Here is a 25283-nt window from a genome sequence, read left to right as displayed (position 1 = left end):
TCAAGGAGGCTCCATTGTCCGATATCCATGCCTTCATTGCCGATCTTGGTGACATCTCGGCATCAACCGATCCGCGCACGATCAGGACAAAGAGCCGCGATCATTATTCGTTAAGCCCGCTTCTCCAGAAAACGCTGGCAGGCCTTCAGGCAGAACTGGTGGTGTCGCCACGCAGCAAGGACGAGGTACTGAAAGTTGCCAAAGCGGCATACAAGCACGGCATCGCACTGACGCCACGTGGCGCCGGAACTGCAAATTACGGCCAGAGCGTACCGCTGCGGGGTGGCGCGATGCTGGATCTGTCCGGCCTCAGTGGCATCATCTCCATCCGTGAGGGTGCGGTGCGGGCATTTGCCGGTACAAAGATCGAAGACATTGAAGCCGCCGTTCAGGCAACCGGTCAGGAACTGCGTTTCTTCCCGACCACCAGACGTCAGGCAACGATTGGCGGCTTCATTGCCGGCGGCACCGGCGGGGTTGGATCAATCACCTGGGGCGTCTTGCGCGACCGGGGCAATATCATCGCCCTTGAAGCCTCATCCGTGGAGGAAAACCCTCAACTCATCGAGTTGCGCGGCAAGGACACCCGTCTTTTGCAGCATGGCTACGGCACCAACGGCATCATCACTGAAGTCGAATTTGCGCTGGCACCTGCCCGCCAATGGATCGAACTTCTGGTGGGGTTTGACGACTACCCCACTGCGATCCGCCACGCGCTGTCGATCGGATATGAGACCGGTCTCGTCAAGAAACTGGCATCCGCTTACGAGTGGCCAATCGGTCAGTGGCTTGCGCCATTTGCTCCCTTCGTGCCAGCCGGCAAGTCGGTGGTCATGGCCATGATCGACATCGCCTCCATGGAACTTTACCGCGAAATGGTGACCGAGGCAGGCGGCACGATCCTTACCGAAGCGCCAGAGGGCGATGGCCCTTATGGCAGGCCAATGCATGAATTTGCCTTCGGCCACACCACGCTTCAGGTCCAGAAAACCATGCCGCACGTCACCGAGGTTGAGGGCTTCATCCGCTCGGCCAATCTCGAGGCGCAGGTCCTGCGGGTTTATGAGCACATTCGCCACACCGGACCACTGAGACTGGAGGTTCGCCGCTGGGAAGGTGATCTCGTCTGCTCCGGCTCAACCTTCATCACCTTCGAAAAGGAAGAGGAAGTCGAAGACGTGGTGCGAATGATGCGCGAAGAGGGAATTCGCGTTGCCAATCCACATGCTTCCAACGTGCGCGGCGTCGGAAAAAAGGAAATCGGTCCCGCCGACATCGCCTTCAAACAACGCATGGACCCAAAAGGTCTGCTCAATCCCGGCCGTTTCGAAATCGACGAAACCAAGGATGCCGTCATCGACAAATTTCTGAAAACCGATGGCTGGCTGGAAGCCAAAACCGCCTGATCACATACCCCAAAACAACAATGAGGGAACAATGGAAATGAAGATAGGCACTTACCTGAAATCCTCCATCGCGGCCCTGGCCGCGCTTGCGAGCCTGGCTGCTCCCGCAGCCGCCAACGAACCTGTCACCTTTCAGCTGAGCTGGAAAGCCCAGCCGGAATTTGCAGGTTTCTATGAAGCCCTTGAAAAGGGTTATTATTCCGCCTGCGGCATCGACATGACATTGCGCGAAGGCGCACCCGGCATTGACCCAACCCAGCTTCTGACAACAGGTGCGGTCGATGTTGCCCTGCTGCCGCAGAATGACGGTGTTTTGCGCATGAATTCGGTTGGTTTTCCGGCCAAGGCCGTAATGGCCTCAATGCAGAAATTTCTGACGGTGATGTTGTACCACGATGAATCCGGCATCAAGGCGCCTGAAGACATCAAGGGAAAACCTGTTCTGATTTCGCAGAGCAACCGCACGACCTTCTGGCCATTCCTGAAAACCAAATACGGCTATACGGACGAGCAGCTGCGCACCTACACGGGGCAGATCGCCACCTGGATGTCGGACACCACCTCGATCCAGCAGGGCGTCGTGACGCAGGAGCCGTTCCGCATCAAGACCGAGACTGGCAAGCTGCCATCCTACTTCCTGCTCTCCGACATGGGTTATAACCCCTATACGGTGATCGTCGTCGTGTCGCAGAAGATGATCGATGAGAAGCCGCAGGTCGTTCAGTGCCTCGTCGATGGTTCTCGCAAGGGATGGGTCGATTTCCTGAAAGATCCGTCCGTCGCATTTGCCGCCATCAACAAACTCAATCCGCAGATCACCAAGGAGCTGATGGATTACAGCCATGACATGATGACGGCCAATAATCTGGTCGAAAACGAAGAGACCGCCAAACACGGTATCGGCTGGATCTCCGACGCACGCTGGAAGGCCCATTACGACATGTTGGTCGAAAATGGCCTCTTCCCGGCTGACTTCGATTACGCCAGCGCCTTTACGACCAAGTTCCTCGAAAAGCCGATGAACTGACATCTGCCCGGAGAGAGGTGCCTGGCGCCTCTCTCTTAAAAATCTGCATCATTACCGGGAAATATGACTATGAACCTGAAATCGCATTGGTGGTGGGATCTGACGGCGCGTGACTTTGCGTCGATGGACATGAGCAAGATCGTGGCCGTCCTGCCCGTTGGCGCAGTCGAACAGCACGGACCGCATTTGCCCGTTCGCGTTGACGCCGCCATCAACAATGGCATCATGGAACACGCGGTGGCCAAGATGGCACCGGACTTTCCTGCTCTCATCCTGCCAACCATGAGCGTCGGCAAGTCGAACGAGCACTCCGCCTTCCCCGGCACCTTGACCCTTTCTGCCGAAACGCTTGGCCGCCTCTGGTATGAGGTCTGCGAAAGCGCCTACCGCGCTGGCGTGCGCAAAGTGTTGTTCGTCAACTCGCATGGTGGCCAGCCACAGGTGATGGAAATTGTCTGCCGCCAGCTGCGCGTCAATCTCGGCATGTTTGCTGTGTCGTCGCAGTGGTCACGTTTCACCGACCTGAGTGACCTGTTCGATGGCGAAGAACGCAAGCACGGCATTCATGCCGGCGAAGTGGAAACCAGCGTCCTGCGTTACCTGCATCCGGAACTGGTCGACATGCAATATGCCGAGGATTTCATGCCACTCTCCAAGCAGCTTGAAAAAGAATACGACATGCTGATGACCGAAGGCGGCGCTGTCGGTTTCGGCTGGCAGTCGCAGGATATTCACCCGTCCGGCGCATGCGGCAATGCCGCAGCAGCAGACGCGGAACGTGGCCGCATCACCGTCGAGCGCGCATCTGACCGCCTGATCAAGCTGATCGGCGAGATTGCCCACTACCCGCTCGACCGTATCACCTCAAAGACCATGTACACAAAGGGGGAATGAACCCATGTCCTCATACCCGCTGACCGACTTCGCCGCCGCAATCGAAGGCGTCGAAATGACGATGGACCCTCGCCGCATTCGCGTCAAAAGCCGGGACCGCTATGCGGTCAGCCCGCTGCTGCGCACCATGCTGGAAGGCAAGCAGGCCGATGTGGTCGTAACGCCGAAAACCATTGAGGAGTTGAAGCGCGTCGTCTCGGCAGCGGTCCGTTATCGCATTCCCATCACCGAACGTGGTGGCGGGTCTGCCAATTACGGCCAGAGCGTGCCGCTGCGCGGCGGCATTCTTTTGGATATGAGTGCCTATGCCGGCATGGTCGAGGTTAAGCCGGGCATAGCCCGCGCGAAGGCCGGAACACTGGTCATCGACATAGACAAGGCCGCCCGCGAGATCGGCTGGGAGCTACGTGTGCACCCGACAACAGCCCGCATCGCCACCATCGCTGGCCACATCGCCGGCGGTACCGGCGGGCCGGGTTCGGTTGTCTATGGCATCCTGCGTGACCGCGGCAACATCGCCGGCGCGCAAGTGCTGACCATGGAAGAAGAACCGCGACTGATTGAACTGCGTGGTCCTGACGCCCAGCTCATTCACCACACCTATGGTGCGACCGGCATCATCACCGAAGTGGAGATGCCACTTGCTCCGGCATGGCCCTGGATCGAAGCCATCGTTGCCTTTCCGGAATACATGCAGGCGGTGCGTTTTGGCGTAACCCTTGCCAATGAAGCCGGCATCAACCGCAAGGTCGTGTCGGTTCAGGAATGGCCGACACCAAAGCTGATCCGGCAATTTGCCGATATCGTGCCGGAAGGCCACTCGATCTGCTCGACCATGATCGCAAAAGACAATTGGGAGGATTTCGAGGCCTGTGTCGCTTCCTTTGGCGGCACCATTGTGTCGTCCGCGCCGGAAGGCAAAGGTCCCTATGGCGGTCCGATCTGGGAATTCGTGTTCGGCCACGCCCTGTTCCAGATACAGAAGACCGAGCCCGGCCGTTCCGTCGTCGAAGGTTTCTTCCGCGATGCCGATCTGGCCGGCCTTGTTCAGCGTGTTCATGACAAGGTCAGCCATTACGGTCCGATGCGGATGGAAATCCTGCGCGTTGGTGGTCAGGTGGTTGGCTCCGGCTCGCCCTATTTCGTTTATGAAAGCCCTGAGCAGATGGCGACAATGGTGCGCCTGATGCAGGAGGCCGGAGCCGTGGTCTCCAACTCACACACCTCCAATGTGCGCGCCGTTGGCAAAAAGGAAATCACCGAACGCGAAATCGCCTTCAAGCGTCAGGTCGATCCTTACAATCTGCTCAATCCCGGCCGTTTCGAAATCGATGACAAGGCCGATGAAAAATTCGCCATCGAACTTCCAACAGACAAATGGGATCGGCGCCAGGCATGAACGACGTTTCAAATACCAAAGATCTCACCGGCAGGTTTGCCGTTCTGCCTCCTGAAACGCAGTCGATGCATTTGAGTGATGGCACGCGTCTGGATGCGGACATCTACCGCCCCGTCGGCCCCGGCCCTTACCCGGTGCTTCTGCAGCGTCAGGCCTATGGCCGCAGGATTGCCTGCACCATCTGTTATGCGCACCCTTCCTGGTACGCATCGCACGGCTATATCGTCGTTGTTCAGGACATCAGAGGTCGCGGCACCTCGGAAGGTGTATTCCGTCCGGGCGAAAACGATGTCGAAGATGGTGCGCAAGCGGTTGAATGGGCTGCCGCTCTGGAAGGATCGACCGGCGATGTCGGCATGTATGGTTTTTCCTACCAATCCTACAACCAGTTGCTGGCCGCCGCTGGCGACAGCCCGTCGCTGAAAGCCATTGCTCCAGCCATGGGTCCGTGGGATGCAGGTTCCACCTGGGCCTATGAAAACGGCGCGTTGCGCATGAAGCAGATGGTAGGCTGGGGCATTCAGATCACTGCTGAAGCGGCACGCCGTGCCGGTGATGACGAGGCCTATGGCGCGCTGATGGGCGCATCGGCCAACCTGCCGCTCAATGGTCCGGTTGCGGCAAAACCTGCGCTTCTGGAAAAATACCGTGACTATTCTCACGTCATGGACTGGCTGGAAACACCTGCGGATTCACCCTTCTGGGCAAGCGTTTCACCGGCCACCCATGTTGAAAAAATCAAGGCCCGCAAACTGCCGATGTTATTCATTGGCGGTTGGTTTGACACACATCTGGCCAGCACCGTTCAGGCCTGGAAGGCACTGTCGCAAACGGATAATGGCCTTTCGCGGTTGATCATCGGCCCATGGCTGCATTTCCCATGGGTGCGCAAGGTCGGCAGCCTCGATTTCGGCCCGCAGGCTGAACGTGACACTGACATGGAGCATATCCGTTTCTTCGATCAGGCCCTTAAAGGCAAGCCAGACACCAATGCCGATCGCAAACCGATTTCACTTTTTGACATGGGCGCAAGATCCTGGCGTGATTTCTCTACCTGGCCGACTGACGATCAGGTGCTTCACCTAGGCAGCACCGGTCGTGCCGCAATCCGTGCCGAAGATGGCAGCTTGCGCGAACAACAAGGCGTGGTCGATGCCAGCGATTACATCGTACACGATCCATGGCGTCCAGCACCGGTCACCGGCGGCTGTTATGGTGTCCCAGCTGGCCCGGTCGACCGCCGCGTGACCGACGAGCGTGGCGACGTGCTGACATTTACGACGGCATCGTTGCAATCCAGCCTGACCTTGGCCGGCGAACCGGTGATCGAGATTTCAGCGACCTCGGATTGCCCGAGTTTCGATCTGTCCTGCGTTCTCTCCACAGTCACCAAGGACGGCAGAGTTCTGCAGATTTCCAGCGGTTATGCCCATTACCGCAACGCCAGTGAGAAAACCTACAAGTTGGCGCTGACTGCCACCTGCTCCACGATACAGGAAGGCGAGCAGTTGCGGCTTTCGATTGCTGCGTCGGATTATCCCGCCCATCCGGTCAATCCCGGCACCGGTGAAGATCCTGTCTCGGCTTCCAAAACCCAGGCCGTCGTCACGACAATCACCATCTCAAGCGGCCCGTCGCATCGCTCGGTCCTGCACCTGCCCGTCGTCAAAACACCTCCGGGAGTAGCCTCTTGACCACCGATATTGCCGCCTCGCCCGCTCAGGGCAAATCCACAACCAATGCCGGCAACACCAGATGGCGCAAGACGGCTGCGGAGGCCGCCGCTCCGGCACTCGGCGGCGTGATTTTCCTGATGACCTGGGAAGCACTGGTCACCCATTTTCAGGTGTCACGTTTCATCCTGCCGCCACCCTCAGCCATCATTGTCAAAATGGTCAACGAGTTTCCATCGCTGGTCAGTGCGCTTGGCTTCACGGCATCAATCACCGTCTGCGCCTTCATCGCCGCACTCGTATCCGGCGTAACCCTTGGCGTGCTTCTGACCCAGAACAAGCAGGTCGAACGCATCCTCTGGCCCTATGCTGTTGCTTTGCAGGTAACCCCTATGGTGGCGATTGCCCCGCTGGTGGTTATCTGGGTTGGCCTGAACCGGGTATGGCTTGGCCTGATGATCCTGGCGTGGATCGTTGCCTTCTTTCCGATGCTGTCCAACACCGCGGTCGGCATGAAATCTGCCGATCACGGCCTGCGCAATGTTTTCAGCCTCTACAAGGCAACCCGCTGGCAGCGTTTCCGTTACCTGCAGTTGCCATCCGCACTGCCCTTCATTCTGGCTGGTGCACGCATATCCTCCGGCCTTTCGGTCATTGGTGCAGTTGTTGCCGAGTTCGTTGCGGGCGCCGGCAATGCCACAGGCCTTGCCTGGACCATCGTTGAAAGCGGCGCGATGCTGGATGTCGCCCGCATGTTTGCAGCGTTGTTCATGCTCTCCGCCTTCGGTCTCACCATCTGGTTCATCATGGCCAAAGTGCAGCATCTTCTTCTCAGCCGCTGGCATGAGAGTGAACTGGTGCAGGAGGGTTGATCATGAATGCAGGAAACACCGCTATGCTCGACATGCCAGCGACACAGGTAAAACCAATCGTGCGCCTCAGCGGCGTCGACAAGATTTATGGAAACGGCACGGTTGCGCTTCGCGACCTTAATCTCAAGGTTCAGCCAGGCGAATTTGTCAGCCTTCTCGGTCCAAGCGGCTGTGGCAAGTCGACCGCACTGCGCATCGTCGCAGATCTTGGTGACCACAGCGCTGGCCGGGTCGAACGTCCGGGCGATGATACTTCGGATGCACGTGGCGAAATCGGCTTCGTATTCCAGGAACCGCATCTGATGCCGTGGGCCAGCGTGTTCGACAATATCTTCCTGCCGCTGAAACTGGCGGGAAAATCGAAAAGCGCTGCCCGTGACGATGTGCTGTCCGTCATCGAAATGGTTGGTCTGCAGAACTTCGTGAATGCCTATCCGCGTGAATTGTCCGGCGGCATGAAAATGCGTGTTTCCATCGCCCGCGCATTGGTCACCAAACCAAAACTGCTGCTGATGGATGAGCCCTTTGCAGCGCTTGACGAGATTACCCGCAACCGGCTGTCCAACGACCTGTTGCGTATCTGGGCGTCGACCTCATCCACCGTGATGTTCGTGACCCACAGCGTTTATGAAAGCGTGTTCCTGTCGAGCCGCATCGTGGTCATGGCAGCCCGCCCCGGCCGTATTATTGGCGAAATTCCAATCGAGCGGCCTTATCCGCGCGATGCCGAATACCGCCTTTCGCCTGAATATGCCGGTTACTGCCGCGACGTATCAGCACTGCTGAATAAGGCGATGGAGTAGGCCGATGCAGGTTTCGATGCGTGACATCGTCATTACCGCCATCGATGATGAGGCAGACGGCATTCGCTCCTTCAAACTGGAAAGTGCCGATGGCGCACCTCTTGTCGCCTCTCCGGCTGGCGCCCATGTCGACGTCCATCTTCCCGATGGCCTGGTGCGGCAATATTCGCTTTGCAACGATCCAACTGAGACCACTTTCTACCGCATTGCCATCAAGCGTGAACCGCAGTCACGCGGTGGTTCGCAATGGTTTCATGAGAACGCACGTATCGGCACCGCGTTGAAAATGGGTGCTCCGCGCAGCCTTCTCGCTGTGTCACCGAAAGCCGAACGGCATATCCTGCTGGCAGGCGGTATCGGCATTACACCGCTTTACAGCATGGCGATGCATTTTCTTGGCGAAGGCAAACCCTTTGAACTGCATTACTTCGCACGTTCGAAAGAACAGGCCGCTTTTTTCGAGGTTCTTTCGTCCAGCGCCTTCGCAGACCATGTCCAATTTCATTTTGCTCTGGATGCAGCAGCGCTAACACCTGTTCTGGATGGCATATTCGCGCAAAGAGGCATTGGTAGCCATCTCTACATGTGCGGCCCCGGCCCTTTCATGGATCACGTGCGCGCGCAGGCATCACCCCTCTGGGCCGAGGCCGAAATCCATGAGGAACGGTTTGCCGCGACAGCAGCACCGGAGAATGCAGACGGTTTTCGTGTGGTTCTAGCGCGCAGCGGAACCACGATCGATGTGCCAGCCAACCGCAGCATACTCGACGTTCTGATGGCGAATGGCCATGACATCGACCATTCCTGCGAGCAAGGCTTTTGCGGCAGTTGCATGACCGCGCTGCTTGAAGGCGAGGCCGAACATCACGACACATTTCTGACCCCGGAAGAAATCGAATCCGGCCAGTGGATCATGCCCTGCGTTTCCCGCGCCAAAACCACCCAACTGATCCTTGATCTGTAATTTAGGACTGCCCAATGCCCGATATCTGCGACGCCTTTATCCAACGGTTTGATCACCCGCTTCAAGCGGACCCGGCGACCAACGACCAGCCGCTCGCCGGCTTGACCGTCGCCGTGAAAGACAATTTTGACATCAAAGGTATGATCACAGGTGCTGGCAACCCGGAATTTGCTGAAGATCAGAAACCGGCTGCGGAACATGCTGGCGTTGTCGACACGCTGCTGAAAAATGGCGCCTCCGTCATCGGCAAAACCCAGATGGACGAGTTGGCTTACAGCCTGATGGGGTTGAACGCCCGTTACGGCGTACCTTTGAATACAGCGGCCCCTTCGCGCGTTCCGGGCGGCTCGTCCTCGGGCTCAGCCTCTGCCGTTGCACCAGGACTTGCCGATATCGGCCTTGGCACGGATACCGGTGGATCGGTTCGGCTTCCCGCCTCCTTTTGCGGCCTTTATGGCTGGCGCTCTACCCATGGGCTGATTCCATCAGACGGTATGGTGCCACTTGCGGCAAGCTATGATGTCTCTGGGTTCTTTACCCGCGACCGCGACCTGATGCAGCGGATCATCTCGGTATTTTGCCAGGCACCAACCGACGCCGCAGACATCAGCTACTGGACACCTGAAGACCTGTGGGCCTTGCCGATGGATGAAACCCGCGAGCACCTCCGCTCTGCTCTTCCAGATTTCGACTACAAGCGCGATGCAATCCTGCCGGAAGGCGGAGCTGAAGCTTCCTTGAGCGCCTTTCGCCTCTATCAGGGATACGAAATCTGGCGCCATTTCGGGGACTGGATCAGCAAACGTCAACCGGCCTTCGGACCGGGCATCAAGGAACGGTTCGCCATGGCAAGCCAGATCACCAAGGCGGATTTTGATGACGCCAGTGCCTACCGCAACCGTCTTCGTGAACGACTGGATGCTGTTTTGCCCGAAGGCACTATCCTGGTCTATCCAACGGCCCCCGGTCCTGCACCGCTGCTTACCACACCGCAATCGGAGTTGGAGCCGTATCGCAATCGTGCCCTCAGCCTGATGTCCGTCGCCGGTCATGCAGGTCTGCCGCAGATCAGCATTCCCTTCGGCACGGTCGATGGCGCACCTGTCGGTCTTTCCCTGGTCGGCAGGCCGGGCAGCGACCGCCTGCTCATCAAAGCCGCCGCCTCGTTTCAATCCTTCTGACGCGTCAGGACATCAGCATGCTGCAAACCGCGCTCGCCTTTAACGGCACTTTCACCGCCCCGCACCGCGAAGCTGCCTATGCCGGACGCCGCATTCTGGATGAAGGCGGCACCGCCATAGAAGCCATGGTTGCTGCCGCCGCCATGATCGCCGTTGTTTATCCGCATATGAACGGTATCGGTGGTGATGGCTTCTGGCTGATCCACAGACCGGGAAAACCACTGACGGGCATTTCCGCCTGTGGACAGGCGGCCGGCCTTGCAACCGTTGACTGGTACCGCGAACGTGGTCATGTCGCAGCCATTCCCGCACGCGGCGGTGAAGCAGCGTTGACCGTCCCCGGCACCATCGGTGGTTGGGACATGGCGCTTTCGATGGTCGACGAACCCAAGCGTTTTTCTGTCTCCGAACTTGTGTCGGCCGCTGTGGCAAAGGCGCGCGATGGCATTGCGGTCACAGCCAATCAGTCCATCTGCACCTCAGACAAATTGCACGAACTTGGCCATGTTCCAGGTTTTGCAGAAACCTATCTGATCGACGGAAAAGTACCGCCAGCCGGTGCGCGCCTGCGACAGTCCAGGCTGGCCGATACGCTGGAGGAACTCGGCCGACATGGCCTGCGCTCCTATTACGACGGCGACATCGCTCAAACCCACGCAGACTTTCTTGCGCAGAATAACAGCCCGCTGCGGGTTGAGGATTTCAAGCACTATGCACCGCGTGAGGTCAAACCACTCAGCGTCACCACGCGTGAGGGCACGCTCTACAACATGGTGGCGCCGACCCAGGGTGTTGCATCCTTGATGATCCTCGGTCTTTTCGACCGGCTACAGGTCGAGGCTGGCGAGGGTTATGACCACATTCACGGGCTGATCGAGGCCACCAAACAGGCCTTCATCAAACGCAATCGTGACCTTGGTGATCCTCAAACCATGGCATCAGATGCCCAGACATGGCTTGAGGCTAATGCGCTCGACAATCTCGCTGCCAGGATCGACATGAATCGGGCATTGGAATGGCCATACAAACCGGCAGAGGGCGATACGATCTGGATGGGAGCCGCCGACCGTTATGGCAATGTCGTCAGCTTCATCCAGAGTGTCTATTGGGAGTTTGGCTCTGGTGTTACCTGTCCCGAGACAGGCGTGTTTTTTCAGAACCGAGGCGCAGGTTTTTCACTTGCCGAAGGCCCAAACCAGCTTCAGCCCGGCAAACGCCCATTTCATACGCTGAACCCCGCCCTCGCGACACTCTCGGACGGTCGCGTGATGGCCTATGGCACCATGGGTGGTGAAGGCCAGCCACAGACGCAGGCTGCCATCTTCACACGCCATGCCCGTTTTGGCATGCCGCTTCAGGAGGCGATTACCGCACCACGCTGGCTGCTTGGCCGTACATGGGGTGCCAGCAGCACCAATTTGAAACTCGAAAACCGCTTCGATACGGCACTTGTCGAAAAGCTCAAGTCCGCCGGACACGACGTCGAGATCATCGCGCCCTTTTCTGATCTTTGCGGCCATGCCGGAGCCGTTGTGCTGCATCCCAGCGGCCTTTGCGAAGCGGCGACCGACCCGAGATCCGATGGCGCGGCGCTCTAATGGCATGCCCCTTGCATTTCCTGAAACAGACGACCGGGAATGACCATGTTTGCGAATATTAATCCCTCGATAGATGTACGGCTGCTCCGCACCACCTACCTCCTGCTGACCGAGCGCAATGTCTCAAGGGTGGCGGTCCTGCTCGGGCATAGCCAGCCCACGGTCAGCGCCTGTCTGAAAAAGGCCAGGGAAATCTTTGCCGATCCGCTTCTGGTGCGGGCCGGACAGCGGCTGGTGCTGACCGAACGGGGTGAAGAGATCAAGACATTGATCGGTAGTGTTCTGCTCGGTCTCTCCGACGCGTTGAATGGCCAGGATCATTTCGATCCGCGTCTTTCCAGCCAGAATATCCGGGTGGCCGTGCTGAATTGTTTTGGGGTGTTTCTGGTGCCAGAAATCGCCAACCGCATTCGCCGCAACGCACCCAATGTGACACTCGATTTCTTTCCTCCGGGCGACAATCCCGATTTGCTGGAGGAACTGGGTGCCGGCCGTGTCGACGTGGTCATTGGCAACTGGCCAGCACCACAGCAGAGCCTGAAATCCACGGCGCTCTTCCAGTGTGACATTGCCTGTATTGCCCATAGCGATCATCCCCTGGTCAAAAGCGAAACCATGTCGCTGGATGCCTACCTCGCTGCCAGCCACATCTCACCGACAGCAAGCTCCAGCGCCGGTTTCAGCCCGATTGACGGGCGTCTGGCGCAGCTTGGCCTGAAGCGCAACATTGTCATGTCGGTCCCGGAATATGCGATGATCCCGCCGATTGTCGGCGGCACCGATCTCATCTTCACCACCGCGCGTGCCTATGCCAACCACATGGTGGCCAACACGCCAGACCAGCAATTGCAGGTCATCGATGCACCGGTCGAGTTTGATCGCATGCACCTTTATTTGTTGTGGCACGAACGCAACCACACCAGCAGCGCGCACAAGTGGCTCCGCAATATCATCCGCGGCGTCGCCAAGGAATTCGAGTTCAGCCTGCATGAGCCAAACCTGTCTCATGCCCGTCCTTCGCTTAACCGGCTGCCGATCTGAGCGGTCGATATAATGGTTCATCTATACCGTATATCGGCCGTGGTGGAGTTCACCCAACATAAAATTGCACATATGATAATCATCAATATTTAATGCTCAACAAATGAGCATTTTGCAGTCCGTTTAATCATCGCTGCGACACAGCCCGCATAGAATTCACACGACCGAGGATACGACGTTGTCGAATAAACACTATCTCACCCTGGACAACGTAACAGCAAGCTACGGCGATCAGACTGCGGTTGACGGCCTGACGATTGAAGTGCCGAAAGGCGAACTTCTGTCTCTTCTTGGCCCATCGGGGTGCGGCAAGACCACAACGCTGCGCATGATTGCAGGTTTCGTCAAACCGACCATGGGTCGTGTCATCCTCAACAATGAGGACATCACCAAAAAGCCTGTGCATGCCCGCAATATTGGCGTGGTGTTCCAGTCCTATGCGTTGTTTCCACATTTGACGGCACTCGACAATGTCGGCTTTGGCCTGCGCATGCGCCAGGTGGACAAGGCCAAGTGTCGTGAGCGTGCAGCCGCAGCCCTCGAAACCGTCGGCCTTGGCCCTTACAAGGATCGGTATCCAACACAGATGTCCGGTGGCCAGCAGCAGCGTGTGGCATTGGCACGCGCACTGGTCATTGAACCCGATGTACTGTTGCTCGATGAACCGCTTTCCAACCTCGATGCCCATTTGCGCGCCGACATGCGCAGCGAAATCCGCTCGCTGCAGCAGCGTCTCGGCATCACCACCGTGTTCGTGACACACGACCAGCAGGAAGCGCTGGCCATGTCAGACCGTGTGGCGGTCATGAGCAAGGGCATCATGGAAGAAATCGGCAAGCCGGAACAGCTCTGCGATAATCCGCGCTCGGCCTTTACCGCTTCGTTCCTCGGCGCCCGCACCGTCATTGAAGGTCGCAGCGAAAACGGTATCTTTCGTGCGCCGGGCCTGTCCTGCGCCGGCGCACCGGATGGCGCCACCCGATTGGTGCTTCGCGCATCACGTCTTCGCATTACCGACGAACCCGGTCCGCTTACCTTGCCTGGCACGCTGATCAATGCCGCCTATCTCGGCGACACCTGGGAGGCTGACATCCAGTCCGCAGCTGGCACGATCCGCGTGATCGTTCCTTCTGAAATGCCACCGCCGCCACTCGGCGCCCCATGCAGCCTTCAGGCGCAGCCAGGCGGCGCAACCTTTATCTGATCCGACCCCAACATCTGAACCGAACAGGAGTATCTGCAATGACCTTCTCGCGTCGCAATTTCAACAAGCTCGTCCTCGGTGCCGGTGCCAGCGCCGGTCTCGCAGCACCGTTTCACATCATCCGCCCTGCCTATGCCGAAATCAAAAAGGGCGACGAGCTGGTGGTCGGCATCTGGGGCGGCGCGCAGGAAAAGATCGTCAAGGAACATGTTGAAAAGCCACTCGTCGAAAAATACGGCTGCAAGATCAGCTATGTTCTTGGTGGCACCGGTGACCGTCGCGCACGTGCCTATGCCGAGCGCGGCCGTCCGAGCTTCGACGTGCTTTACCTCAACATCTATGAGAGCCGCCAAGCCGTCAAAGATGGCGTGACCCAGGAACCAACACCAAACGTAGCCAATTTCGAAGCACTTTACCCAAGCGCACGAAAGGGCGGTTATGGCGTGGCCTTCAACCCCTGCACCATCGTTTACGACAAGCGCAAGGCATCCAAGCCTGTGACGTCGTGGAAGGACATCTGGAACCCGGAATGGAAAGGCCGTATCGCCTGGCCAGATGGCCTCGGCGCTGAAGGCATTTCCGCCTTGATGATGACGGCGCGCGCCTGGGGCGGCACTGAAAAAGAGTTCGACCTGGTGGTCGAAAAGGTCAAGGAACTGAAGCCGTTCGCCGCCATTCAGGCAAGCCAGGCGCAGCTTTTTGAAATGTTCGATCAGGGCATCTGCGACCTCTCCGTCGAGTTCGGCAGCTTTACCCGCTCTTACGCCGAAACCCGTAACCCGAACATCGAGATTGCATCGCCAGCCGAAGGTCAGGCACTGGCAATGAACGTTGCCTGCATCACCGAAGGCACCAAGAACCAGAAGCTCGCCGAAGAATGGGTCAACCTGCACCTGTCGGAACCCTGCATGCTGGCCTATGCCCGCGAGATCTATTATTCGCCGACGGTCAACAACATCACCATCCCTGATGATCTGAAGGGCAAGCTGATTGTTGGCGACGAGCAGGTTTCCCAGCTTGTTGACTTCGATTGGGACTTCATCAACGCCAATCGCGCCAAGTGGCAGTCCCGTTATGACCGGGAGATCGCCGGATGACACGGTGGATAGGACCGGCTCTTTCTGCACCGGTTACTTTTTGGTTACTTCTGTCTTTCGCGGCCCCCATGGCCGCGATCTTCCTGCTGTCGTTGCATGAATATCCCGATCCGTTCGGTCCGCTGATAACCGCGCCATCGCTGGCGCAGTACATTGGCATCGTCACCGACAGCTTCTATTTTCGTGTGATTGGTGAAACGATCGTGCTCGGCCTGGGCGTCACGTTGTTGACGGCCCTTCTGGGTTATCCGCTTGCCTACTGGCTGGCACGCATTCCGGTCAAATACCGGGCTGCGGCCTTCGCCATCATCCTCATTCCGCTTCTGACAAATGTTGTCGTGCGCTCGCTCGGCATCATTCTGCTGCTTGCGCCCGATGGCTTGATCAATTCGGTAACCGGTCTTGTTGGCATTCCCAAGGCAGCCAACATGCTGTTCAACCATGGCGCTGTCGCGGTTGCGTTGGCGCAGGTCTTCCTGCCTTTCATGGTCCTTGCGCTTTATGACAGCATGCAGAACACCTCACCACGTGTGCATGAGGCTGCCGAAAGCCTTGGTGCCTCGCCTGCGATGCGTTTTCTGACGGTCGACCTGCCCTTGTCGCTGCCTGGCCTGCGTTCCGGTCTTGTCATCGTCTTCCTGATGGCCAGCACAGCCTATGTGTCTGCCACCCTGCTCGGCGGCAAAAAGGTCTGGACAACAGGCATGCTGGTCATGCAGGAGGCGATCAAGAACCTCAACGCGCCGCTTGCCTCGGCGCTCGCCGTCATCATGACCATCACCAGCCTGGCGTTTGCTGCCCTTTGCGGCATCGGCATGAAACGCCTTATGCCGTGGCTGAATGAACGTGCCAGCAACCCGGTCTTCCTGCCTAACATCATTGTCAGGCTGGCCGATACTGTCGGTTTCGTCATTGCACGGCTTCTGCTTTTCACATCGCTTGGTTTGCTGCTGCTGCCACTGGTTCTGGTGTGCATTCAAAGCTTCAATGACGTGCCGCAGGCAACGGCTGCCGGTTTCAAGGGCTTTACGCTCAAGTGGTATTACGCTGTGCTGTTTAATGGTGCCTATGCGGATGCCTTCTGGGTTTCCGTTCAGCTTGCCACCGTCTCGGTGCTGGTTGCCATTGGACTGGCACTTCCGGCAGCATTTGCCCTTGCCCGCTTTCCGTTCAAAGGGCGCTCGGTGCTGATGACCTTCTGGATGCTGCCGCTGTCTTTGCCGCATGTGGCAATTGGTGTCGGCATGCTGAAACTGCTGCAGATCTACCTGATCGTACCGCCCTTCCTTGGACTTGTGGCGATCCACGTGATTGTCATCCTGCCTTTCGCCATCACCCTGCTGACCACATCGGCCATGCAGCTTGATCGTTCGCAGGAGGAAGCAGCCGCCAGCCTGGGTGCTGATCCGTTCCGGATGTTTTTCCTGATCACCCTGCCAGGGCTCGCACCTGGACTGTTTGCAGCAAGCCTTGTCGGCTTCCTGCTCAGCTTTGGTGAAGTCACGGTAACAAGCTTCCTGACCACCGCACGCCTGACAACCCTGCCGGTTCGTATCTATGCGGAATCGACCTTCAGTCTTGAACCCACGGCTCACGCAATCTCCGCTGTGCTGATTGTGTTCACGGTCATGGCACTGATCCTGATTGGCCGATTGGTACGGCTGGACAAGCTCTATGCGCGATAAACGGTAACGGCGAAAGGGAAGCCAAAATCATGCAAAAGGTTTTCAACCCGCCATCGGTGCCAAAGCCGTTCGGCGCCTATAATCACGGACTGCTGGTACCTGCGGGTGCCAGCCTCCTGGTCACATCAGGCCAGCTCGGCATCGGCGTCGATGACGTCATCCCACCTGATGTGACCGCTCAGGCTGAACTGTGCTTCAAGGCAATTGGGGCAATTCTGGAGGAAGCCGGGATGAGTTATGCGGATGTCATCCGCATTTCCGGCTTCGTGACCCGCCGGGAGGATTTTCCTGCCTATATGGCGGTGCGTGATCGTTTCACCCTTGATCCCAAGCCTGCCTCGACACTGATCGTGGTGGGCGGCTTCACGCGGCCGGAATTTAACGTCGAAGTCGAAATCACAGCCGCGAAAGTGTTTTGAACATCTATTCCCGCAGATATCAGCGGGAATAAAGCTCACTGAGAGAGAAGTTTTCAAGGTCGCGCAGCAGTTCGATAAAGCCCGCGACCTGATGACGGCAGATAACCTCGCCCTTTTCGGCCGTTCCCTTCGACGCATCACCGACAACCCCGTGCGGGTTCAGGTCATGTGCCAGCCAGGACAGCACATGTGGTGGTGCCGGCTGCATGAACTTGGAGCGGCTCCCCGCCTTGGAAACGAAGTTCTGGGCATTTTCCATGCGAACGAGTTCAGGGCGGAAATGCAGCATCAGAGAAGTTTCCACTTCACCGCCATGAATGCCGAATTGTCTTTCATGCTCACTGATCAAACCATCAGGGTGGCCAAAACGGCCCCAATGGGTGCAGATGACAGCCATCTGGTGACGAACCCGCAATTCGCGGCCAACAATGCTCATGATGTCGGCATTGCCGCCGTGGGAATTGACGATAACCAGCTTACGCAGACCGGCTTCGGCAACCTTCGCACCAATCGCGGTCCAGGCCGGGATGAGAATTTCCGGACCAAAAGACAGGGATCCGGGTCCAAAGACATGTTCATTCGCCTTGCCGATTTCCTGTGTCGGCAGAACGAGGATGTCGAGATCGTCAGGACGTTGTGTCTTCAACTCTGCCAACATGCCATTGGCAATGGCGACATCGGTCGCAACAGGCAAATGCGGGCCGTGCTGCTCCGTGGACGCAACCGGCAGGATGGCAATTGTCTTTTCAGGCGACAGATGAGCGAAATCGTAGGTGTTCAGTTCATTCCAATAAAACGGCGTGCTCATTCTCGGCCTCTCTTGTTGCACTGCATCCATCGTTAAAAGATTAGCAGGGCCTCGAACAGCATCATTTTGCGTCCACCATGTTGCTTTTATGCGAACGCTTTATCTCCCAGGCAAAGAAGTCTGCAAAAGCAATCGCTACAATGCCGTAGCCACAAATGTGAGCCATCAGGGAGCGCCGATCACGCCGCGCCCACGACACTCATCAGCATCAACACACGCCGCCTCTAAACATCTGATTGCTGCTCACCAGAGTTTTTGAGCGGCGTAAAAGCAAAGCCACTGGACAGTGATGTTGCCATCCGGCAAATACCTGCGACATTCGTTTCTTTACATTGCACCCCGATTCCTTGAAGAATGCGGCATGCCTTTCAGGTTCATTCACACCGCCGATCTCCATCTCGATTCTCCCTTGCGCTCCTTGGCTTTGCGAAACCGCGACCTTGCCGAGTTGATTGGCGATGCCACGCGCCAGTCCTTTGCCGCGATTGTGGATCTGTGCATCGACGAACAGGTAAATGCGCTGATCATTGCCGGTGATCTCTATGACGGTGATCAGACATCCATGAAAACCGCGCGGTTTCTGGCCAGCCAGATGCGGCGGTTGCATGAGGCTGGCATTGCGACATTCGTGATCAGGGGCAATCACGATGCCTTGTCGCGGATCACCCAGGAGCTGATCATGCCACCTTCCGTCACCGTGTTCGGTGGCCGTTCGCAGACCGTCAACATCAGCCACGATAACCTTGCGCTTTCATTTCACGGCCTCAGTTTCGCAAAACCACATGCGCCCGAAAGCCTTCTGGAAAAATACCATCGCCCCACCTCGGATGCGGTGAATATCGGCATCATGCACACCAGCCTGGCCGGTGCGGCGGGCCATGATCTTTATGCGCCTTGCAAGGTCTCGGACCTGCATGATTGGGGATTTGACTACTGGGCTCTCGGCCACGTCCATGCCCGCGCCCAACATGAGGGCAAACACACGGTCATCATGCCCGGAATGCCGCAAGGGCGCGATATCAACGAGAACGGCGAAAAGACCGTGACGCTTGTCACCATCCATGATGACCGAAGCCTGACAGTGGAGGAACGGGCAACAAGCATCGCCCAGTTCGAACGCATCCCGGTCGATCTGTCTTCAGCCGTTTCCTGGCGGGAAGCAGCAGAAGTCATTGAACAGAACCTGGGCGCAGCCCGGGACGGCACAGGCTCGACACATCTGGTCGGTCGCATTCAGTTGAAGGGCACCACGCCTCTGTCATGGCAGTTGCTGCGTGATCAGGACCTTCTTCAGGCGGAAATCGAACAGCGCGCGGAAAGCCTCGGCCGAACCTGGATCGAAAAGATCGAGCTGTCCACGGCCGCCCCCTCCTCGACGGCAACCGGTCTCAACGCTGATCCGGTGCTTGAGCTCGGTGAATTGATGCACAACGACATCATCAAGCAGCACAGTGTGCGCGAAGCCGTCCGGGACCTTGTCAAGGAATTGCGGGATGATCTGCCGCCGGAAGCCAGAAACTTCAGCGGTGACAGCGAAGCGCAATTCGAAGCCCTGATTGACCAACTCTTGTCGGACGGTAGCAACGACATACTGGCTCGCCTGAAGTCGGAAGCATCGGAGATCAACTGATGCGTCTGCGCAGGCTCGACCTTACCCGCTACGGCAAGTTTACGGATTATTCGATCGACTTTGGCGAACAGGTCCCCGGCACACCTGATCTGCACATCATCTATGGCCTGAACGAGGCAGGAAAATCCACCTCGCTGTCTGCCTATCTCGACCTGCTGTTCGGCATCGAAGAGCGCACGAAATATGGTTTCCTGCATCAGGGCAAAGCCATGGAAATCGGCGCCAGCCTGGAGTTTGATGGTCAGGCCCATGAATTCAAGCGGATCAAGCAGCGTAACAACTCCTTGCTCAACGCCCAGGGGCAGCCGGCAAACGAGGCAACACTCGGCATGCCGCTGGCCGGACTGACCCGTGACGCATACCGCATGATGTTTTCGCTCGATGACCAGACCTTGGAAGATGGTGGCAATGCCATTCTTGAAAGCAAGGGCGATCTGGGTGAATTGCTGTTTTCAGCCAGCGCCGGCCTTGCTGGCATCAGCGCCATTCTGGAAGCTGCCAGCACAGAAGCAGATGGTATTTTCCGTAAACGTGCCAGCTCAACCAAAATCGCCGTGCTGAAGCGCCAGATTGCCGATCTCAAATCGCAACGCGACGAAATCGACACGCAGGCATCCGCCTACCGGGCGCTGACCACGGAACTCGAGCGCGCCGAAACTGCCTACGACACGGTGATGAAGGAAATCAGCACCGCCCGGCTACGCCATGACGAGACCGCACGCATCTTACGCGCCCATCCTCTACTTGCTGAACATCACCATGGTGAAGAGCAACTGACGCACTATGCAGATTTGCCACGCCCTCCCGAAGGCTGGTCGGCGGTGCTTTCCGATCTTGTGATTGATGAAACACGCCTTCAAACACAACTCGCCAATTTTCAGCAGCAAGAGCAGAAACTTCAAGACGAGCTTGACGCATTGGTCGCCGACAGCGCTTTTCTGGCAATGGCAGAACAACTGGACGAACTTGCCGATGCGGCAGCCCGTTATGCCACTGCGCAAGAAGACCTGCCCAAACGAAAAACGGCGCTGACCGAAGCCTCTCGCAAGGTTGATACGATCCTGGCAACCCTTGGGCAATCCGGCATTGCCGATCCCAGAACGCTGCTTGTCGAAGTCGCAACAATCGGTGCTTTGCGCGATCTGATCAGCGCCAAATCAGGCATCGATGTCGCACGCAGTTCTGCCGAACGGGAACATGAGTTTGCCAAACAGGCCTGGGAAAAAGAAAAACGCAACCTCACTGCACTCGACACACCAGCAGCACGGCTAGATGCCGGTCAGATCGCTCAACTTCAATCGGTTTTGGGACGCCTGAGGGGTGGCAACCTCACTGCAGAACACCGACTTGCCGAGCGCAGCATCAGCGGCAAACGTCAGGTCTTTGATGACGTTGTGAACAAGCTGCACCCATGGACTGGTGACGGTGAAGCCCTTCGACGGATCACGCCACCGACAACCGATCGTCGCGATGCCTGGAAAACAGCATTGCAGACCATCGAGCAACGCCGCTCCAAGATCATTGAACGACAGAGAGAGCTTGCCTCTAAACTGGAGGAAGACGAGGCACGGATCACGGTCCTGCGCAGTGCGGCGAGCATCGTGGATGATGTTGAGGCAAAAGCCGTGTTCATCACGCGCGATGAGGCATGGACCGAGCACCTGAAAAGTCTCGACAGAGAAAGCGCCGCGCATTTCGAAAACAACATGCGTAAGGCCGACGCCGTTGCGACAGCCCGGCTTGATAAAGCCAAGGAGCTGGAAGAGCTGCGTCTGCTGACCACAGAGATTGCCGTGACAACGGCAAGCGTTGAGCGCCAACGCCAGTTGCTTCAGGAAGCCAGTGATGACCTGTACGGCTTGCGCGGCGAAATCAGATCGGAAACCCCGGCTGAGATAGTCTTGGTTGAAGACGCGCCAGTCGCCTCCTGGCTGGCAAGGATCACGCAGTGGGCAGACAATCACTCCGCCGCCTTGTCTGCATGGGACGATCTGCGACAGGCGTCAAACAGCACTGACGAGATGAAGGCGGCCATCACAACGGCGCAGCTTTCACTGGCAAAAGCACTTGCGACCGTCGGCATTGAAGCGGATGGGCTGGATATCGATGCGACGATACAGGCCGCCGACAATCTGTTGACCGACCATGCCGCATTCCAGACCAAACGCGCAGATACCGACAAACGTATCAGCGAGTTCGAAGCCCAAACCATCAAACGTCAATCCGCACTCGACGAGGCAACCAGCGCTTTTGAAGAATGGCAGCGTGGCTGGTCTTCCGCACTTGCCACAAGCTGGTTTGCAGATCGGCAAGACAGTGTCGGCGCCGTCCGCGACCTGCTTGATGTCGTTGCCACACTGCCCGAGGCGCTGCGCGAACAGGGTGATCTGACACACCGCATCCAGTCCATGGAGACAAATCAGGCATCGTTTACGGAAACCGTCACGCAGCTCTATGTGGCGCTTGGTGAGACGTTCGATGGCGATAGCCCCTCCATTGCTGCCAAGCAATTGGTCAAACGACTGGACGATGCCAGAAAAATCGAAGCTACACGGTTGGAACGCGATCAGTCCCTCAAGGCTCTGGCAACGCAACGCGCAACACTGCAAACCGAAATTACACTGCATTCCGCACGCAAAACGGAAATGGCTGATTTTTTTCGCGTCGAGAGCCTGATTGAGGTTCGCCAGCAGCTGGAGCGTTGCGCAAAACGAGACAAGCTTGCCGAACAGCAAAAGAAACTCGAACAGCAGATTTTCAGTGAGATGCAGGTCCAGTCACTGGAAGCCGCGATCGACAAAATCTCGGACACTGACCTTGGCGAACTTCAGCAGGAACAGGCCGAATTGGTAACCCGTCTTGAGGACCTCGACGGACGTTCAAAGAACCTGTTTGCAGACAAGGCTCGGGCAAGTGATCGCCTGTCGGCTATTGGCGGTGACGACGCCGTCGCCCGCCTTGAGACCAATCGTCGGACGCTACTTGTTGAGATCGAAGACTTGGCACTGCGTTATCTGCGTCTGAGAAGCGGTAGTCTGATTGCTGAACACGGCATTCGTGCCTACCGCGACAAACATCGCAGCGCCATGATGACCCGCGCCTCCGAAGCCTTCAACCTCATCACCCGCGGTGAATATACCGGGCTTGCAACGCGACCCGACAAGGATCGCGAAGTGCTGATTGCGCTATCGAAAAATGGCGCGTCCAAAGTCGCGGTCGAACTGTCTAAAGGCACGCAATTCCAGCTTTATCTGGCGCTGCGTCTGGCCGGATACGAAGAATTCGCCATGACGCGCCCCTCCGTGCCATTTATCGCCGACGACATCATGGAAACATTCGATGAGCCGCGCTCGGAGGAAGTGTTCAGGCTGTTTGGTAAAATGGCGCAGGTCGGCCAGGTTATTTACCTGACCCACCATCGCCATCTCTGCGACCTTGCGACCAGAACCTTCCCATTCGCAAAAATCCACGAAATATCGTCCGTACCAAGGTAACGGACGACTAAGGTCAACACTGCTTCAAACGGCCAGAAAACCGCCATCGACATTGATCACGCTGCCATTGACCATGGCAGTGTCAGGCGAAAGAAGGCTTGCGATGGTGCGGGCAACCTCATCGGCTTCGGCAAACCGCCCGATCGGGTGACGTACCATCATTGGCGCAGACTTTTCAGGATCACTCCAGGCAGCGAAGGCAAGCTCGGTCAAGGTAATGGTGGGGGCGACGGCATTCACGCGAATTCCGTGTGGTCCAAACTCCTTGGCAAAGACGCGGGTCGCGCCTTCAAGACCCGCTTTCGACGCCGCGTAACAAAGGTGTTCGTTAAAACCACGATGCCCGGCAATCGAGGTGATGTTGACGATGGCACCGCCGCCACCAGCCGCGCGACGACGGCGGCCAAATTCCTGGCAGGTGATCAGTGCTGCACGCAGATTGATCCCCATCACGGCCTCATAACCGGCCTCGGTCATGTCAAAGCTCGTTTCCAGAACATTGATGCCGGCGCTGTTGATCAGGAAGTCAGTCACGCCAGCTTCTGCCATCGCCTTACGTGTTGCCGCCGGATCGGCAAGATCGACAACAATCGAGCGGCCGCCGATCTCGTCACGCAAACTGTCCAGGTCCGATGCTGTGCGGCTGAGTGCTATGACCTCTGCTCCACGCTCGGCCATAACCCGGGCACAGGCACGGCCAATGCCCTTGCCTGCTCCGGTGATGATGACGGACTGTCCTGAAAATTGCATGTATTCCTCCCAAAACAACTATGGTTGGCCGCTTAGTGCGGCACCTCCGGTAACAAAGGCTCAAGGTCCGTGCGCAGATCGCGCGCAAGTGTCTGTATTCTCAAAAACGCCCGATATCGCGCCTCATGCAGGGCACGCACCTTGCCAGTCGCCGGCTCGCTGCGTCCGGCAACGGCCGACATGGCAGGCATTGCCTTCTGCAAATCGGGGTAGGTTCTGGCCGCAACAGCCGCCAGCATGGCAGAGCCCAGCAGGACCGGTTCCGGGCAGGCCGTCACCTCAACGGGAACGCCGGTTGCATCCGCCAGGATCTGGCGTATCAACGGGTGTGTGCCCGCTCCGCCTGAAACGGAAATGGTGGAAATCGCCACACCGTTTTCCGTCTGCGTATCGATGATCTGGCGCAAACCATATCCAAGGCCGCACAGCCCGGCGACATAAAGCGCCACGAGATTGTCAAAACCGTTTTCCATGCCAAGCCCCATGACCACAGCACGGGCCGCTGGATCGGCAAAGGGCGCACGATTACCAAGAAACTCCGGCACCACATGCAACTGTCCCGCCAGCCTCACCGCATCGGATGGGTGATCGACCGACGCCAGCGCCCGCAGGGCCAGCCACTGCGGCAAACTGGTGCTGTTGCCTTTTGCTTCTGCGTTCGCCGTTTCTGCATGGGGATGCAGGCTCAACAACTGGTCGATGGCCGCTCCTGCTGCCGATTGCCCCCCTTCGTTCAGCCACATGCCGGGCACCATGGCCGAGAAATAAGGGCCCCATACACCTGGCACGAATTTCGGCTCAGCCGTCGTTGTCATGGTGCAGGAGGATGTTCCGAAGACATAACCAAGGCAGGCTGCGGCATCTTCCGCTCCGCCTTTTGCAGCCACGGTTCCAACACCGCCAGCATGCGCATCGATCAAGCCTGCGCCAACTGCCGTTCCGGGGCGTAAGCCCATGGCATTGGCAGCTTCGGGGCTTAGACCATCGCCCAGCGGTGTCCCGGAAGGCACGACACGCGCGCCAATCCGCTGAAATCCCTCTTTAGCAAGATCTGCAAGTCCAATTGTGCGGAAGTAGTTTTCATCCCAGCGGTTTTCATGGGCAAGATAGGTCCATTTGCAGGTGACCGTGCAGGAAGACCGCTCCAGTGCACCGGTCGATTTCCAGGTCAGGAAATCAGTCAGATCAAAGAAATGCTTGGCGCTGGAGTAAACATCCGGCCGGTTTTCTTGCAGCCAGAGCAGTTTTGGCGTCTGCATCTCTGGTGAGATGACCCCGCCGACATAGGACAGAACTGCATGGCCGGTGGCATTGATGCGCCTAGCCTGTTCAATAGCG

Annotated in this window: 20 protein-coding genes; 17 read left to right on the top strand and 3 right to left on the bottom strand. The window is 57.6% G+C overall.

What is annotated here, in order from left to right; translation table 11 throughout:
- The first annotated feature begins 14 nt into the window (after window positions 1-14).
- The 15 genes from RT613_RS18205 (at window position 15) to RT613_RS18135 (ending at window position 17263) form a co-directional block, all read left to right on the top strand.
- Window positions 15-1406 (top strand): FAD-binding oxidoreductase, encoded by a 1392-nt coding sequence (locus RT613_RS18205; RefSeq protein WP_313617642.1) that lies wholly within the window; start codon window positions 15-17, stop codon window positions 1404-1406.
- 31 nt (window positions 1407-1437) lie between these two features.
- Complete coding sequence (locus tag RT613_RS18200; RefSeq protein ID WP_313617640.1) at window positions 1438-2433, top strand: ABC transporter substrate-binding protein; 996 nt, start codon at window positions 1438-1440, stop codon at window positions 2431-2433.
- Between the two features lie 69 nt (window positions 2434-2502).
- Window positions 2503-3327, top strand: a complete 825-nt coding sequence (locus RT613_RS18195; RefSeq protein ID WP_313617639.1) for a creatininase family protein — start codon at window positions 2503-2505, stop codon at window positions 3325-3327.
- A gap of 4 nt (window positions 3328-3331) precedes the next feature.
- Window positions 3332-4726: an FAD-binding oxidoreductase gene (locus tag RT613_RS18190; RefSeq protein ID WP_313617637.1), complete on the top strand. Its 1395-nt coding sequence runs from the start codon at window positions 3332-3334 to the stop codon at window positions 4724-4726.
- Entirely contained in the window at window positions 4723-6420 is a 1698-nt protein-coding gene (locus tag RT613_RS18185) for a CocE/NonD family hydrolase (RefSeq protein WP_313617635.1), read from the top strand. The genes RT613_RS18190 and RT613_RS18185 overlap by 4 nt, the downstream gene beginning before the upstream one ends.
- Complete coding sequence (locus tag RT613_RS18180) at window positions 6417-7271, top strand: ABC transporter permease (protein WP_313617633.1); 855 nt, start codon at window positions 6417-6419, stop codon at window positions 7269-7271. The genes RT613_RS18185 and RT613_RS18180 overlap by 4 nt, the downstream gene beginning before the upstream one ends.
- A 2-nt stretch (window positions 7272-7273) precedes the next feature.
- Complete coding sequence (locus RT613_RS18175; RefSeq protein ID WP_313617632.1) at window positions 7274-8074, top strand: ABC transporter ATP-binding protein; 801 nt, start codon at window positions 7274-7276, stop codon at window positions 8072-8074.
- Window positions 8075-8078: 4 nt separating this feature from the next.
- Window positions 8079-9038: a PDR/VanB family oxidoreductase gene (locus RT613_RS18170; protein WP_313617630.1), complete on the top strand. Its 960-nt coding sequence runs from the start codon at window positions 8079-8081 to the stop codon at window positions 9036-9038.
- Window positions 9039-9052: 14 nt separating this feature from the next.
- Window positions 9053-10219 (top strand): amidase, encoded by a 1167-nt coding sequence (locus RT613_RS18165; protein ID WP_313617628.1) that lies wholly within the window; start codon window positions 9053-9055, stop codon window positions 10217-10219.
- Window positions 10220-10236: 17 nt separating this feature from the next.
- Window positions 10237-11817 (top strand): gamma-glutamyltransferase family protein, encoded by a 1581-nt coding sequence (locus RT613_RS18160; protein ID WP_313617626.1) that lies wholly within the window; start codon window positions 10237-10239, stop codon window positions 11815-11817.
- Window positions 11818-11862: 45 nt separating this feature from the next.
- Entirely contained in the window at window positions 11863-12858 is a 996-nt protein-coding gene (locus RT613_RS18155; RefSeq protein WP_313617624.1) for a LysR family transcriptional regulator, read from the top strand.
- Between the two features lie 178 nt (window positions 12859-13036).
- On the top strand, window positions 13037-14062 hold the full coding sequence (locus RT613_RS18150) for an ABC transporter ATP-binding protein (RefSeq protein WP_313617622.1): 1026 nt from the start codon (window positions 13037-13039) through the stop codon (window positions 14060-14062).
- Between the two features lie 38 nt (window positions 14063-14100).
- Window positions 14101-15159, top strand: a complete 1059-nt coding sequence (locus RT613_RS18145) for an extracellular solute-binding protein (protein ID WP_313617620.1) — start codon at window positions 14101-14103, stop codon at window positions 15157-15159.
- The gene (locus tag RT613_RS18140; protein ID WP_313617618.1) at window positions 15156-16844 is read left to right on the top strand and encodes an ABC transporter permease subunit; all 1689 of its coding nucleotides are present in this window, start codon (window positions 15156-15158) and stop codon (window positions 16842-16844) included. The genes RT613_RS18145 and RT613_RS18140 overlap by 4 nt, the downstream gene beginning before the upstream one ends.
- Before the next feature lie 29 nt (window positions 16845-16873).
- Entirely contained in the window at window positions 16874-17263 is a 390-nt protein-coding gene (locus tag RT613_RS18135) for a RidA family protein (protein WP_313617616.1), read from the top strand.
- Window positions 17264-17282: 19 nt separating this feature from the next.
- Here RT613_RS18135 and RT613_RS18130 read toward each other — a convergent pair whose 3' ends face one another.
- Window positions 17283-18071: a creatininase family protein gene (locus RT613_RS18130; protein WP_313617614.1), complete on the bottom strand. Its 789-nt coding sequence runs from the start codon at window positions 18069-18071 to the stop codon at window positions 17283-17285.
- 361 nt (window positions 18072-18432) lie between these two features.
- On the opposite strand from RT613_RS18130, the gene RT613_RS18125 reads away from it, so the two are divergent.
- Both RT613_RS18125 and RT613_RS18120 read left to right on the top strand, forming a co-directional pair.
- Window positions 18433-19701, top strand: coding sequence for a DNA repair exonuclease (locus RT613_RS18125; protein WP_313617612.1), 1269 nt, complete (start codon window positions 18433-18435; stop codon window positions 19699-19701).
- Entirely contained in the window at window positions 19701-23195 is a 3495-nt protein-coding gene (locus RT613_RS18120; protein ID WP_313617610.1) for an AAA family ATPase, read from the top strand. Before RT613_RS18125 ends, RT613_RS18120 begins: the two co-directional genes overlap by 1 nt.
- 24 nt (window positions 23196-23219) lie before the next feature.
- Here the strand turns inward: RT613_RS18120 and RT613_RS18115 are convergent, their stop codons facing one another.
- Together RT613_RS18115 and RT613_RS18110 are read right to left on the bottom strand one after the other, a co-directional pair.
- Window positions 23220-23945 (bottom strand): SDR family oxidoreductase, encoded by a 726-nt coding sequence (locus tag RT613_RS18115; protein WP_313617608.1) that lies wholly within the window; start codon window positions 23943-23945, stop codon window positions 23220-23222.
- A 32-nt stretch (window positions 23946-23977) separates the two neighbouring features.
- The coding region (locus RT613_RS18110; protein WP_313617606.1) for an FGGY family pentulose kinase at window positions 23978-25283 on the bottom strand (1306 nt) is incomplete at its 5' end.

This window comes from Agrobacterium sp., from assembly GCF_032092815.1.
Classification (GTDB): Bacteria; Pseudomonadota; Alphaproteobacteria; order Rhizobiales; family Rhizobiaceae; genus Agrobacterium.
This window is presented reverse-complemented; position numbering and strand designations above follow the sequence as displayed.